The 13,269-nt window shown below is 63.5% G+C and carries 14 protein-coding genes; 3 read left to right on the top strand and 11 right to left on the bottom strand.

The window, feature by feature from the left end:
* Both L0G76_RS09670 and L0G76_RS09665 read right to left on the bottom strand, forming a co-directional pair.
* Positions 1-1,511: GMC family oxidoreductase (locus L0G76_RS09670; protein WP_304357068.1), on the bottom strand; the 1,511-nt coding region annotated here is incomplete at its 3' end.
* Positions 1,511-2,086 carry a hypothetical protein gene (locus L0G76_RS09665; RefSeq protein ID WP_304357067.1) on the bottom strand — a complete coding sequence of 192 codons (576 nt, stop codon included), beginning with the start codon at positions 2,084-2,086 and terminating at the stop codon, positions 1,511-1,513. The genes L0G76_RS09665 and L0G76_RS09670, both read right to left, overlap by 1 nt.
* Before the next feature lie 137 nt (positions 2,087-2,223).
* Between L0G76_RS09665 and L0G76_RS09660 the strand changes: the two genes are divergently transcribed.
* The 3 genes from L0G76_RS09660 (at position 2,224) to L0G76_RS09650 (ending at position 4,284) form a co-directional block, all read left to right on the top strand.
* Positions 2,224-2,982: an IclR family transcriptional regulator gene (locus tag L0G76_RS09660; protein ID WP_304357066.1), complete on the top strand. Its 759-nt coding sequence runs from the start codon at positions 2,224-2,226 to the stop codon at positions 2,980-2,982.
* A 125-nt stretch (positions 2,983-3,107) separates the two neighbouring features.
* Positions 3,108-3,893: an acetoin reductase gene (locus L0G76_RS09655; protein ID WP_143924451.1), complete on the top strand. Its 786-nt coding sequence runs from the start codon at positions 3,108-3,110 to the stop codon at positions 3,891-3,893.
* A 61-nt stretch (positions 3,894-3,954) separates the two neighbouring features.
* On the top strand, positions 3,955-4,284 hold the full coding sequence (locus L0G76_RS09650) for a putative quinol monooxygenase (RefSeq protein ID WP_304357065.1): 330 nt from the start codon (positions 3,955-3,957) through the stop codon (positions 4,282-4,284).
* 195 nt (positions 4,285-4,479) lie between these two features.
* Here L0G76_RS09650 and L0G76_RS09645 read toward each other — a convergent pair whose 3' ends face one another.
* The 9 genes from L0G76_RS09645 to L0G76_RS09605 form a co-directional block, all read right to left on the bottom strand.
* Positions 4,480-4,848 carry an NAD(P)H-dependent oxidoreductase gene (locus L0G76_RS09645; protein WP_304357064.1) on the bottom strand — a complete coding sequence of 123 codons (369 nt, stop codon included), beginning with the start codon at positions 4,846-4,848 and terminating at the stop codon, positions 4,480-4,482.
* 145 nt (positions 4,849-4,993) lie between these two features.
* A complete protein-coding gene (locus tag L0G76_RS09640; RefSeq protein ID WP_304357063.1) occupies positions 4,994-5,743 on the bottom strand; it encodes a helix-turn-helix domain-containing protein in 750 nt (249 codons plus the stop codon).
* 11 nt (positions 5,744-5,754) lie between these two features.
* Positions 5,755-7,269, bottom strand: coding sequence for a tripartite tricarboxylate transporter permease (locus tag L0G76_RS09635; protein ID WP_304357062.1), 1,515 nt, complete (start codon positions 7,267-7,269; stop codon positions 5,755-5,757).
* Positions 7,270-7,278: 9 nt separating this feature from the next.
* A complete protein-coding gene (locus L0G76_RS09630) occupies positions 7,279-7,890 on the bottom strand; it encodes a tripartite tricarboxylate transporter TctB family protein (RefSeq protein ID WP_304357061.1) in 612 nt (203 codons plus the stop codon).
* Positions 7,887-8,948 carry a Bug family tripartite tricarboxylate transporter substrate binding protein gene (locus L0G76_RS09625; protein WP_304357060.1) on the bottom strand — a complete coding sequence of 354 codons (1,062 nt, stop codon included), beginning with the start codon at positions 8,946-8,948 and terminating at the stop codon, positions 7,887-7,889. Before L0G76_RS09625 ends, L0G76_RS09630 begins: the two co-directional genes overlap by 4 nt.
* Positions 8,949-9,046: 98 nt before the next feature.
* A complete protein-coding gene (locus L0G76_RS09620) occupies positions 9,047-10,279 on the bottom strand; it encodes a CaiB/BaiF CoA transferase family protein (RefSeq protein ID WP_304357059.1) in 1,233 nt (410 codons plus the stop codon).
* Positions 10,272-11,192 carry a hydroxymethylglutaryl-CoA lyase gene (locus L0G76_RS09615; RefSeq protein WP_304357058.1) on the bottom strand — a complete coding sequence of 307 codons (921 nt, stop codon included), beginning with the start codon at positions 11,190-11,192 and terminating at the stop codon, positions 10,272-10,274. Before L0G76_RS09615 ends, L0G76_RS09620 begins: the two co-directional genes overlap by 8 nt.
* 323 nt (positions 11,193-11,515) lie before the next feature.
* Entirely contained in the window at positions 11,516-12,763 is a 1,248-nt protein-coding gene (locus tag L0G76_RS09610) for a CaiB/BaiF CoA transferase family protein (protein WP_304357057.1), read from the bottom strand.
* 227 nt (positions 12,764-12,990) lie between these two features.
* Positions 12,991-13,269: hypothetical protein (locus tag L0G76_RS09605; RefSeq protein WP_304357056.1), on the bottom strand; the 279-nt coding region annotated here is incomplete at its 5' end.

Here is a 13,269-nt window from a genome sequence, read left to right as displayed (position 1 = left end):
CTTGAGGTGAAGACCGAACCGTCGGAGATGAAGAGGTTCTTCACATCATGGGAGCGACCCCATTTGTCGACCACGCCGTCCTCAGGTCGTTCGCTCATTCTCGCGGTGCCCAGATTGTGCGTCGACGGATACGGCGGTGTCCGATGCGAGGTCTGTGCCCCGACCGCCCGGTAGACGCTCTCACCTGCAGCGTAGCCGTGTTCGCGCATGGCCAGGTCGTTGACGTGATCGTCGTAGTGGACGTTCGGTACGGGAAGACCGTGCTGATCCTTGACCGTGGTGTTCAGTGTGATCCGGTTGGACTCCTGCGGCAGGTCCTCTCCGACGATCCACATGCCGGCCGTGTTGAGGTAGCGATCCATGAGCGCGGCGAAGTCAGGACCCCAGGCGCCGGGCTCGACGAATGCCGACATGAAGGCCGGGCCCAGTGCGATCGTCTCCATGTAGTAGCCTCCTGCGAATCCGCGGTCGGGATCGTGGATCGACTCATCGGCGATGACGCCGGCCATGGTCTCGCCCCGGTACATTCGCACAGGCTTGTCGAAGTGCCCCCACACTGTCCCGGTGAGGTGGCGCATGTAGTTTCGCCCCACCTGTCCCGAGGAGTTCGCGAGCCCGTCGGGGAAGCTCGGTGTGCCCGAGAGGAGCAGCAGCCTGGGCGTTTCGATCGAGTTTCCGGCCACGCACACCAGTTTGGCGGCCTGACGCTGCAGATTTCCTTCCCCGTCGAGGTAGAGGACGGCGTCGGCGTTCCCTTCTGAATCATGGGTGATCTGGACAGCCTGAGAATCGGGACGGAGATCGAGCAGGCCCGTCTCCGCTGCTCGTGGGATCTCTCTGACCAGGGTCGACCATTTCGACTTGTTCTTGTCTCCCTGGAAGTTGAAACCATCCTGGATCGAAGCGGGACGCCCATCGTATTCCTCGGCATTGGTGGCATAGGGGCCAGTGGCGTAGTAGCGGTACCCGACCTCTTTCGCACCGTTGGCGAAGACCTTGTAGTTGTTGTTCGCCGGCAGGGGCGGACGTCCGTGGACGTGAGTCGAACCCATCGATTTCTCGGCTCGGTCGTAGTACGGAGCCATCTCTTCGAGCGTGATCGGCCAGTCGAGGAGATTGGCTCCCTCGATGCGTCCATAGGCGCTGCGGGCACGGAACTCATGATTCTTGAAACGCGGGGTGGCTCCGGACCAGTGGGTCGTCGTGCCTCCGACGGCTTTGACGATCCATGCCGGCAGGTTGGGGAAGTCCTGCGCGATTCGCCACGATCCGGTCGTCGTCCGCGGATCCAGCCAGGCCATCTGGTTGAACGCTTCCCATTCGTTGTTGACGTAATCGTCATGTCCCAGATGGGGACCTGCTTCGAGGACGACGACGGGAATTCCCTTGGCCGTCAGCTCATACGCGAGTGTGCCGCCACCGGCACCTGACCCGATGATGACGACCGCTTCTTCGGTCTGGTCAATGCTGTAGCCGGTGACACTGCCACCGGACGCTGGTTTCGCTGCCATCATCTCTTCACCTCGCCCATGTCGGCCTGCTCAGCGCTCGGCTGATTCGTCGATTCGTCTGCCACGTTGACCGTCTGCGGTCCCAGGTGCGCACCTGGGCCGAGTTCCGGCAGGTCCTCGCCCTCCGGATAGAGGATGCGCGGTTCGGGCAGCCAGTCCAGATCGTTGAATCCTCGATGGACATAGCCGCCGAGGTCGAACGACGGTCCTTGGTAGCCCAGGATCTCCCACACCTCTTCGTCGTCGTAGAGGCCGAGTGCCGCGGTGCGGCGAACGAATCCGAAGAACTCCGTGCCTTCGACGCGGCGCAGCACCCGCAGTGCTTCGTCGTCATTGAGTGAGCAGAAGCTCTTGTCCGAGAGCTGATCAAGTGACTGCAGACCCTGGATCAGTGCCACCCGGAACCAGGTCTCAGCGTCGGCTTCGACGAGGATCTTGTCGGCGGTCCGTTCATAGGGTCCATCGGGAAAATTCTCGTGTGGGAATGCCACTCTCAGCACTCTGACAAGAGTCTGTCGGGCCTCATCGGTCATCTCCATCGCGTTCAGCGACGGAAATTTGGCAGGGAATGCCATGTGGGTGCTCCTTTGCTCCTCTGCTGATGCCCCGGGGGATCCGGGCACCATTGCCGAACCAGTCATAGGCAATTTATGTGAACTGGACCACCGAGCACTATCCTTATTCTCACGAGACGATAAACACTGGAGCGCGAATGTCGAACAGCACCGTCATCAACAGGGTCTTCTCCGTGCTTGAGGCGGTGTCCTCCTCTGGAAGCGCCTCAGCGAAGACCGTGGCCGACCGTCTCGAGATCCCTCTGCCCACCGTCTATCGCCTGCTCCACGAGCTCGAAGACTGCAGCTACCTCGTCTACCTGAAGGAAGACAAGAGTTTCGAACTCGGACCGAAGTGCTTTGAACTCGGACTGTCGTTCCAGCAGCGTCTCGTAGCTCCTCAGCCCATCCGTCAGATCACCGATGAGCTGCATCGCAGCTTGGGCACGGCCGCCTATTTTGCGATCTACCGGGGGTCGGACGTCCTGCTGACCTACTCTTCCGACTGCGAGAAGCATCCCCGCCTCCGCCCGCTTCGCTTCGGCTTCAACGAGGCTGCACATGCCACCGCCTTCGGCAAGATCCTGCTCTCGGCCATGCCGAAGACGCAGCGCACCGAGTATCTCGATGCCCGCGGGATGCCCGTGCTCACACCGCACACGATCGTACGCAGGGACCTGCTCGACACCCATCTCGACGAGGTGGCCACACGCGGCATCGCCTGGGAACACGACGAGTTCCTGCCGCGCCAGACCTGCGCCGCGGTGCCCGTCCACAACGGCACAGGCATGCAGGTCGGAGCCATCGCGATCAGCACTCCTTCGAGCAAGGCGACGGGACGCGCGAAGACATTCGACACCGCACTGCGCGAGCACGCGGGATTGTGCTCGCGGTACCTGCGCGGCGGTGCCCGCTGAGAAGCCGACTCCCCACCTCGGCGGCCTAAGTTTCTCGCCACATGAGAAGGACCATATTCTCCTGGGCTCGCTCGTGCACAGAATGATCGTGCTTACTCAACGACGAGATACGAAGGAGCACAACCATGAGCACGACCACCAGCGTCGCTGTCGTCACTGGATCAGCACGGGGAATCGGACAGGGCATCGCACAGCGCCTCGGCGCCGATGGACACCACGTCATCGTGGCAGACCTTCCCACAATGCAGGAGGGAGTACAGGAGACGGCAGCGACCATCAAAGCCGCCGGCGGCAAGGCCACCGGAGCCGAGGTCGACGTCACCGATCAGGCCTCGGTGGAAGCACTCGTGGCTACCGCCGTCGAGGTGGGCGGAAAGCTCGACGTCTTCGTGGCCAATGCCGGCATCGCTCAGGTCGAACCCCTCATCGACTACTCGAAAGAGGATTTCGAAAAGATCCTCAACGTCAACATCACCGGCGTATTCCTGTCCTACCAGGCCGCTGCCAAGCAGATGATCGAACAGGGCAACGGCGGAAAGATCATCGGCGCTGCATCGATCGTCGCCTTCCGCCCGTTCGCACTGCTCTCACCCTATTCGGCCACCAAATGGGCTGTGCGCGGACTGACGCAGGGCGCCGCGATGGAATGGGCGAAACACGGGATCACCGTCAACGCCTACGGACCGGGAATCGTCGGCACTTCGATGTGGGACCTCATCGATGAGAAGCTCGGAGAGCAGGAGGGACTGGCCAAGGGAGAGGCGATCAAGAAGTACGCGGGAGACATCCTTCTCGGACGTGTATCGGTTCCCGAGGATGTCGCGAACCTCGTGTCGTTCCTATCCAGCGAGGACTCGGACTACATCACCGGCCAGACCATGCTCGTCGACGGCGGCATGCAGTTCTCCTGAGCAGCACCCCAATCAGCACCGACCGAATCAGCCATCGTCACACAGAGAAGAGAGGATCCAGATGATTTTCATCGTCGTCAAGTTCCAGGTCAAGCCCGAGAAGGCCGAGGAATGGCCGCAGATCACCAAGGAGTTCACCGAGGCGACGCGAGCCGAACCGGGAAACAAATGGTTCGACTGGTCACGCAGCCTCGACGATCCCAATGAGTACGTGCTCGTCGAAGCCTTCGATGACGACGCTGCCGAAGCGCATGTGAAGTCCGACCACTTCCAGAAGGCGACCGCAGACGGCGGACCGATGAACAGCGCCCTCGTGTCCACTCCGAAGATCATCTCTCGCCAGATCGACGGTGAGGGCTGGGACGCCATGGGTGAGCTTCAGGTCAGCTGACCCCTGCTGGTCTCCCGGCACGGAGCCCCGACGCCCCTGTGCCGGGAGATCAGGCTCGGGCCTTCACCCCCGGCAGATAGCCAGCTTGCTTCTCCACCCACTCATCGAGAATCGCAGCGCGCTCGTCGAATTTCGCCGTCGGGAATGAAAGACCAGCTGTGGGAACACTGGCGCCAAGTTCCACGAGGAGCGGCCTCAGCGTGAAATCCACGGCCAGCTGATGTGCGGGCGAACCGATGGTGAAGACCGGGATCGCAGTCCACCGGCGTCGCAGCGGTCAAGGAACGCCATGAGCAGGCCGGTGTAGCTAGCCTTGTACGTGGGCGTCGCGATCACGGCGTAGGTCGAAGTCTGCAGCTGGTCGGTGAGCGCGCTCAGCTTGGACGACTCCCACTCGAAAATCTCGTCGGTCACCTCGGCGAGCTCAATGGTCGAACCGGTATCCGCGCCTGTCAGAGCCGCTATGCGCTCCGCAAGATCTTCGGCGATCGCGGGCCACCGCCGATAGATCGTATGCTTGCCCACGCCCGGACTGCTGGGAATCGCACCCGTACTCGTACCCATCGCCGCATCGGGTATGGTGCTCTACATGGCGGGGCCGCAACCGAGCGGATCAGCAGGCTCGAATACAGGGAGCTGCTTGAGGATCTGCTCTTCCTGACCGGACTGATCCTCGTGGCCGAGCAGCACCTCATGCCCGAACCACCCCTCATTCAGACCGACGTGCTCCCAACGCTAACCGCGCGATATCCCTGAGCACTGCGAACTCTTCGCTATCCTCGAGCAGCGCCTTGAGCTCGACCGCGGCCTGACCCAGCAGAGACCGGTAGGCGCCGGCGACGTTGTCAGGCTCCCTCGTCAATGGGTAGGACACGCACAATGCAAGGATGGCTCCCCCGACGGTGAAGGCCACGCTCGCCGAGGCGGTTCCCTTCACCCGTGCCTGCTTCGTGGCGTAGAACTCCTGCGGATTGCCCGGCCCGCACAGCGCCAACGCGGCGGATCCGCCGTCGACGAGAGGGAGGACCGTGCCGACGCTGCGGGAGACGCGGAGTTCATGGTCGGCCTCGACGTTGCGCACGCATACCCGATCTTCCCCGACACGAACCCACAGCTGCACAGATTCACTGGTCAGGGTTCGCAAATGCTCGAGCACCGAGTTCGTCGTCGCGATGCTGCGACGTCCCGGAAACGGTCCCAGGCGCAACAGCCCGTTGGTGTCGCGGACGATGAATCGGTGGGTGCGCAGGTCCGCCAGCAGCCGGTAGGTCGTGGACTTGGAGTAGCCCAGGCGACGGCATACTTCGGCGGCGGACATCGGGGTGTCCTGCAGTGCCGTGAGGATCGCGGCACTGCGATCGATCACGCCGATCTCCTTCGCCGACGCGGTGCCACCAGACGAGGCAGACGCACCGGAAGAGACGTCGGAGCTGCCAGTGGTCGCGGAGTTATCAGTCATGGTGTTCTCTTTCACGCCACACTCACATCGGCCAGCAGCGCACGCCGACGGACCCACCAGCGGAAGATGATCGGACCGACGATGCCCAGGACCATCAGAATGACGATCGACAGTGACACGGGCCGGGTCAGCAGCGGCATGAACGATCCGCCCGAGATCTGGAGCATCCGCCGGAAGTTGTCTTCGAGCAGCGGCACCAGGACGAGGGCCAGGATGGACGGTGCCAGTGGGATCCCACCTTTGTCCATGAGATAGCCGACGACGCCGAAGATGCCGAGCAGCATGAGTCCGAACAGGCTGAATTCGATGGCGTAGGCGCCGATGCCCACGAGGACGAGAATCGAGGAAAACAGAATCTCTTTGGGCAACTTGAGCAGTTTGACGAAGAGTCCGACGAGCGGCAGGTTGAGGATGATCAGTGCGACGTTGCCGATGTACATGCTGGCGATGATCGTCCAGATCAGTCCCGAGTCGTCGCGGAAGATCAGCGGCCCCGGCTGCAGTCCGTACATGGTGAACACGAAGAGCAGCAGCGCCGTGGTCGCGGATCCGGGGATACCGAGGCTGAAGAGCGGGATCATGGCTCCGCCGACACCGGCGTTGTTCGCGGCCTCGGGCCCGGCGACGCCTTCGATGGCGCCCTTGCCGAACTCGTCCTTCCGCTTCGAAATCCGCTTCTCCATGATGTAGGACATGAACGAGGCCAGGGACGGTCCGACTCCGGGCAGGATGCCGATGAAGAAACCGAGCACCGAGCCGCGAGCCCAGGGCATGGACGATCGCTGCCAATCCTGCTTCGTCATCCACTTGTCATCGCCGAAACTCTGGATCTCATCCTTGGCCCCGCGTCCCAGCGCAAGGTTGCGGATCGCTTCGGGGATTGCGAAGAGCGCCATCGCAAAGATCGTGAAGTCGATTCCGTCGGAGAGCAGGCTCATGCCGAAGGTCTGGCGCGGCAGGCCGGTTTGGAAGTCAAGGCCGACGAGTCCGACGGCCAGTCCGATGAAGATCGAGATGAGCGCCTTGGTCCGCGACCCCGACGACATCGTCGAGGCCAACAGCAGAGCCGTGGCCATGAGCAGGAAGTATTCGGTGGAGCCGAAGACATTCGCCAGTCTCACGAGCACCGGAGACAGGAACGTCAAACCGATGATCGCCAGGGTTCCGGCGAGGAAGGACCCGATCGCGGCGGTCGCGAGTGCGGCCTTGCCACGGCCTCGGCGAGCCATCTCGTAACCTTCGATGGCGGTCACCGCGCTGGCGACCTCACCTGGGGTTTTGATGAGTGTGGCGGTGATCGAGCCGCCGTACATCGAGCCGTAGTAGATGCCGCACAGGAGGATCAGGCCGTGCACCGGCTCCATTCCGAAGGACACCGGGATGAGGATGGCGATCGCGGAGATCGGGCCGATGCCCGGCAGCACGCCGACGACGGTGCCCAACAGCACGCCCAGGAGAGCGAACGCGAGGCTTAAGGGTTCGAGCGCCGAGGCGAAGCCGCCGCCCAGATCGATGAGTGTGTCCATGTTCGCCCCCTATCCCAGGATTCCGACGGGCAGATACACGGCCAGCCCGTAGACGAACGCGATGTAGATGACAACGGAGAACAGCACCGAGAAGATGAGGTTGCGCACCCATCTGTGAGGGGCATAGATGCTGGTCATCGTCATCAGGAAGGCCGCCGTCGAGAGCAGAAAGCCGACCGGGATGAGGATCCCCAGGTAGACGAAGAAGAGCGCGAACTGCAGCACGACCTGCTTCGACTTCGGTTCCTCGGCAGCGTCGATGACGACCCCTGTGCGTTCATCTCCCGAAGCCGGATCCGCAGAAACGTCATCCGCCGAGGTGGCGTCATGCTCAGCGTCCACGCTCGCCGAGGTGGCCCCGTCGATCCCGCCGCCGCTCGCCGAGGCAGCCCCACCAGGGGCCGCCTCGGCGAGTTTCCGGCTCCGGTACAGGGCCTGTCCGCCGAGGAAGAGGCCGAGCACGATGAGCGCGATGCCCACGATCGCGGGGAAGGTGGCCGGAGTGACGATGTTCCTCGTCTCCTGAATCCAGAATGTCGCAATGTAGTAGACCGCGCCGACGAGCGTGACGGCGATGCCGGTGATGACATCACCTCGCAGTGCCGGACTCAGCGCCCTCATTTACTGGTGCCCAGGTCGGTCTCCTTGACGCCCTCCTCAACGGTGGCGGCGGTCTCGTCGGCATACTTCTGGGCCTCGTTGCCGGTGAGGAACTCGGGGGCCCACTGGTTCTTCTCGACCGTGTCCTTCCAGGTGGCCGAGTTGCTGACCTCTTCAAGCGCCTTCGCCCAGTAGTCGACGGCTTCCTGCGGCATCTCGGCCGGGCCGTAGACGCCTCGCCAGTTGCCCAGGGTCACGTCGTAGCCGGAGTCGGCAGCGGTGGGAACCGAGTCGTAGGGAGCGGCGAGCGGCTTCTTCGCGAAGGTCAAGAGCGGCTTGATGTCACCGGATTCCAACACGGAACGGAATTCGCTCAGCCCGGCAATGGCGACCTTCGCATCACCGTTGAGCATGGCGGTGGTCTGCTCGCCGCCGCCCTCGTAGTTGACGAAGTTGATGTCGGCCGGTTCGATGCCGGCTTCCTTGGCGAAGAGCGCAAAGGGAAGCGTGTCATCGCCTGAGGCGGCCACGGTGACCTTCTGCGGGTCCTCCTTCAGCGCCTTGACCAGGTCCGAGACGTTTTTGATGTCACCGTCATCGGGAGCGACGACCATGAAGTCCTCGACGTACATGGTGGCGATGAGCGTGGTGTCCTCGGGGCCGAATTCGCACAGCCCGCGGGCCTTCATCGTCTGGCTGGCCAGCGAGGTGATCGCGATCTGATCGTCCTTGCCCTTCTCCTGCTGCATCATCGACGTCATCCACATGCAGCCCGTACCGCCGGGCTGGTTCTTGACCGGAAGCGGAGTGGTGACGACCTCCTCCTTCTGCAGGGCTTCGACGAGGGCGCGTGCGGTGGTGTCCCAGCCGGAGCCGGGTTCGGCTGGGGCGCTGACCGTGACCGGGCCCGTCGGGTAGTCGCCGCCCTCCCCCGGCGGCTGAGCCTTGTTGCCGCAGCCGGTGGCCACGAGCGCCAGTGACGCAAGCACCGCACCGACCGTGAGTGCGGGTCTCAACGCCTGCTTCCTCCGCCTCGCCGAGGTGGCCCGTCCTTGTCCTGTGATCGCCGTTGACCGCATTGCTTCTCCTTCGAATGCAACTGATATCTTCATTTTTCCAAGGTCCGTGGTGGTGCAGCTGTGTGTTGAGTTCCGTGGTCGTATTGAACTCAGCGGTGCTACTGGGACTGCGTCTTCGACTCGCCGACGTCGGTGTCTGAGTCGATCGGCTCAGTCTCTTCAGCGGCGTCCGGTGGGCCGTCACGGTAGCGGATGTTGTGCTCACCAGGGGTGGGCACATCGCTGCGCAGCCCCAGCCGACGGCCGCCGAAGGTCAACGGCAACAGGGGAACATCGACCTGATCTCCGCTGGGCAGCCCCGTGCTGGCCAGCGCCCCGGAGGCGACGAGGTGGGCGTCGGTGGTGAGATCGGCGGGGGTGTTCACGGGAGCGACCGGCAGTCCCCGGCGCGTGCACTTGGCCTCGATCTCGGCCAGGTCGAGCTGCGAGAGTGCCGCCTGCAGCTGCGTGTGAATGCGATCGCGCTGGTCGACTCGCCCCTGGTTCGTCTCGAGCTCAGGATCACCGGACAGATGCCTCAGATCGAACTCATCGCAGAGATCATGCCATTGGCCGTCGCTGACGGCGGCGACGAAGATCTGGTCATCGTGCTTGTCGCGGAAGATGTCGTAGACGGCCCAGGTGGCTCTGCGAGTGGGCATCGGCCGCAGCGGTTCCCCGCTGATTTGGGCCTGTGCCATGTGCGTGCCGACGAGGAAGGCGTTGTTCTCGAACAGGGCCGAGTTGATGACCTGTCCTTCACCGGTGCGCTCACGCACACGCAGTGCCGAGAGCACACCGATGACGCCGAACATGCCGCCCATGATGTCGTTGACGCTGGCTCCGGCGCGCAGCGGCTGTCCGGGCGGGCCGGTCATATAGGCAAGCCCGCCGAGCATCTGCACGACCTCGTCGAGGGCGGTGCGCTGGCCGTAGGGCCCGGCCAGGAAGCCTTTGAGAGAGCAGTAGATGAGGCGGGGATTGCGTTCGGCGAGCTCGTCATAGCCATAGCCCATGGACTCCATCTTCCCCACTCGGAAGTTCTCGAGGAGAACATCGGCGGAATCGATGAGGGACAGGGCGACGTCACGGTCGGCCGCCTCGGCGATGTCGAGCTGGACGGACTGCTTGTTGCGGTTGAAGGCGGGGAACAGCCCCGAACCCGAACCGGGCAGGTAACGGGTCTTGTCGCCGGCCCCGCGCGGTTCGACCTTGATCACCTCGGCGCCCAAGTCGGCGAGGATCATTCCGCAGCTGGGACCCATGACCATATGGGAGAACTCGATGACGCGGATGCCCGCCAGCGGCAGGGTTTCGACGTCGACGGTGGAGGATTCGGCCTGGTCACGCATGGAATGCCGCCGGGACAGCGGGGATCGCGGACAGGCTGGAGGTCAGTTCGTGGCCGACCGCGGCCGTCAACGGATCCCTGACTGCTGAGAGTGCTTCGACGTCGACTCCGGTGGCCACGCCTTCGCGGTGCAGGAGGTGGACGAGGTCGTCGGTGCCGATGTTGCCGGCCGCACCCGGGGCGAAGGGGCAGCCGCCCAGTCCGCCCATGGCCGCGTCGAAGTTCGAGACTCCCAGGTCGAGTGCGGCGATGACATTGGCCATGCCGAAGTTGTACGTGTCATGCAGGTGCAGACTCACCGGCCGGTCCGGGAAGGCCTCCATGACCGCCGAGGTGTTCCTGGACACCAGCGATGGATTGGCGTTGCCGATGGTGTCGGCGACCCCGATGCCATGTGCCCCGGCATCGACGAAGGGGCGCAGCACCTCGACGAGGTGGTCCGGGTCGGTGATGCCGTCGAAGGGGCAGATGAAGCTGACCGCGGTGGTGATGTCGAAGCGCACACCGTGGTCACGGGCGAAGGCAGCGGCTTCGAGGAGTCGCTGCGTGGCCTGAGCGATCGGGGCGTCGGAGTTCGCCTGCGAATGGCCTTCGGAGGCGGAGAGGACGAGCTTGATGTTCTTCGCTCCGGCGTCGACGGCACGCTGGGCGCCCTTGAGGTTGAAGACCAATGTGAAGAAATCGACGCCCTCGGCCTCGAAAGGCTGGAGGCGCTGCAGAACCTCTCCGGTGTCGGCCATCTGCGGGACCTTCTTCGGATTGACGAAGGATCCGAGCTCGATCTCCTTGAGGCCCGCGGCGATGAGCTGCCGGCCCAGTGCGACCTTGGCGTCAGTGGGGACGATGGCGTCTTCGATCTGCAGACCGTCCCGCAGCGTCGTGTCGAGAATCGTGACCGATGTGGGCCGAACCATGGTGAAAGCTCCTTCTTTGACCTGCCTCATTCCCGGCCAGCGGGACGAGAACGGCTTCACGCTCCCTCGCATGTCGCCGTCTGCCCTCACCGTAGTCGTTCTCAGCATCCCTGCGGTGAGCGCGGACGCGAATTGCTCGCTATGTGAGAACCGTCAATGAAGTGAAGACGATCACTCCCGTTTAATGGGAAACGGCGTCTCGGCTGTTCGGAAGTGTGCGTTCAGCTCCGCTCGGGCGGGCGCTCAGTCCCGTTCGGGCACTCAGTCTCGCTCGGGCGGGCGCTCAGTCCCGTTCGGGCACTCAGTCTCGCTCGGGCGGGCGCTCAGTCCCGTTCGGGCCGCTGACTGCCCAGCTGCTCGAGCACCTCGTCGGTGTGCTCGCCCAGGTCCGGGCCGAGGTGGTCGATCGGGATCGATGAACCGCCGATGACCGGGGTGATGCCGGGGAATGCGACATCGGACAAGGTCTCTTCACCGGTCGAGACATCGAGATGCTGGACCATGTCGCGTGCCGCGAGCTGCTCGTCGCCGACGAGGTCTTCGGCGGTGTAGATCGGGCCGGCGGGAACTTCAGCTGCCTCCAAAGTGTCGACAACCTCGGTGACGTCGTGCTGCGCACACCAGGCGCCTATGGCCTCGTCGAGCTCCTCGCGCCGATCCCATCGAGCTGCGTTGGTCTGCAGATCGGGGTCCTCGCCGAGGTCGGGACGGTCGATGGCTTCCATGAGGCGTTTGTAGATTCCGTCTCCGTTGCCGGCGATCACCACGGACTTTCCGCCGGCGCAGAGGTAGCCGTTCGACGGGGCGATGCCCTCCATCCGGCCGCCGGTGCGCGTGCGCGTCTCGCCGAATGCGGAGTAGTCGGGGACGAGGGATTCCATCACGGAGAACATGGCTTCGTTCAATGCCACGTCGACCGTGCGATCGGCCAGCGACCCCCTGCCCTCGAAGCTGTGATCGGAGCCGACGACCGCCTCGGCGGCACCGGTGATCTTCTGGCGCTGACGATCGAAGAGCATCATCACGGCACCGAACGCGGCCTGCATTCCGGCGATGGAGTCACCGATCGACACTCCCACGCGCACCGGGGGACGATCCGGGTCGCCGACGAGTTCGCGAAACCCGGAGTAGCCCTCGGCCACAGCGGCGAATCCCGGGCGTTCGGACATGGGTCCGGTCTGGCCGAAGGCGGAGATGCGGACAAGGATGATGTCGGGATTGGCCTCTTCGAGGACCTCGGGGCCCAGGCCCCATTTCTCGATGGTCCCGGGACGGAAATTCTCGAGCACGATGTCGGACCGGCGCACGAGTTCGAGGGCCGAGGCCCTGCCTTCCTCTGAGCGCAGATCGAGCACAACGGACTTCTTATTGCGATTGATGGTGCGGTAGAGCATCGAGGTGGTGCCCTGCTTGAGGCGCCAGTTGCGCAGTTCGTCGCCGGTCTCGGGGCGCTCGATTTTGATGACTTCCGCGCCGAAATCGGCAAGCATGCGCCCGGTGGTGGGTGCCGCGATGTAGTTGCCGAGTTCGAGGACTCGCACACCGGTCAGTGGAAGACGACGCGCTGTCATGTCGATGCTCCTGTTCGTCGATCGGTCTCGGATCCGGCTGCCGACCTGTGTCGGGTCGGGTCGCGCTGTATCGGCCGCTCTCGTGCCGTGCTGGTCAGTACCGAGTCGCGCCTGTGTGCAATAGTGCCAGGTCGGCGCGGTGAACGGCGACATTTCGGATTTGAGGAGGGCGCCTGAACGATGATTCTCAGTGTCCTCCTGCTGACCGAATGTTGGAATCGATGAGCCTATCTTGTTGAAACGTCATTCACTGCGACGGTTCTCTCAGAGGTTCCTGTGAAGTTCGGCAGGACATGAACAGCCTCTGAGACTTGAGCCAATTTCGTGCAACTTTCCTTGCTCTCTCTTGTGTCAAGACTTTTGATGTTTGAGACTGACAACCAAGCCGCAGGACGCGGCCGTACGTCATCAAGAAGGAGTGAATTATGTCGGAAGACTACGGACAGGGCAACGAGAACTTCGGCGGCGGCGACCAGGAGCAGAGCGGCCAGCAGGGCGGCGACCAG

Source organism: Brevibacterium picturae, assembly GCF_030453725.1.
Taxonomy (GTDB): Bacteria; Actinomycetota; Actinomycetes; order Actinomycetales; family Brevibacteriaceae; genus Brevibacterium; species Brevibacterium sandarakinum_A.
Note: the sequence above shows the minus strand (reverse complement) of the source record. Positions and strands in the feature narration are given on the sequence as shown.

Coding starts and splice junctions, on each gene's coding strand:
- L0G76_RS09665 (WP_304357067.1), bottom strand. CDS start 2,086: ATGGCATTCCCTGCCAAATTTCCGTCGCTGAACGCGATGGAGATGACC.
- L0G76_RS09660 (WP_304357066.1), top strand. CDS start 2,224: ATGTCGAACAGCACCGTCATCAACAGGGTCTTCTCCGTGCTTGAGGCG.
- L0G76_RS09655 (WP_143924451.1), top strand. CDS start 3,108: ATGAGCACGACCACCAGCGTCGCTGTCGTCACTGGATCAGCACGGGGA.
- L0G76_RS09650 (WP_304357065.1), top strand. CDS start 3,955: ATGATTTTCATCGTCGTCAAGTTCCAGGTCAAGCCCGAGAAGGCCGAG.
- L0G76_RS09645 (WP_304357064.1), bottom strand. CDS start 4,848: ATGGGTACGAGTACGGGTGCGATTCCCAGCAGTCCGGGCGTGGGCAAG.
- L0G76_RS09640 (WP_304357063.1), bottom strand. CDS start 5,743: ATGACTGATAACTCCGCGACCACTGGCAGCTCCGACGTCTCTTCCGGT.
- L0G76_RS09635 (WP_304357062.1), bottom strand. CDS start 7,269: ATGGACACACTCATCGATCTGGGCGGCGGCTTCGCCTCGGCGCTCGAA.
- L0G76_RS09630 (WP_304357061.1), bottom strand. CDS start 7,890: ATGAGGGCGCTGAGTCCGGCACTGCGAGGTGATGTCATCACCGGCATC.
- L0G76_RS09625 (WP_304357060.1), bottom strand. CDS start 8,948: ATGCGGTCAACGGCGATCACAGGACAAGGACGGGCCACCTCGGCGAGG.
- L0G76_RS09620 (WP_304357059.1), bottom strand. CDS start 10,279: ATGCGTGACCAGGCCGAATCCTCCACCGTCGACGTCGAAACCCTGCCG.
- L0G76_RS09615 (WP_304357058.1), bottom strand. CDS start 11,192: ATGGTTCGGCCCACATCGGTCACGATTCTCGACACGACGCTGCGGGAC.
- L0G76_RS09610 (WP_304357057.1), bottom strand. CDS start 12,763: ATGACAGCGCGTCGTCTTCCACTGACCGGTGTGCGAGTCCTCGAACTC.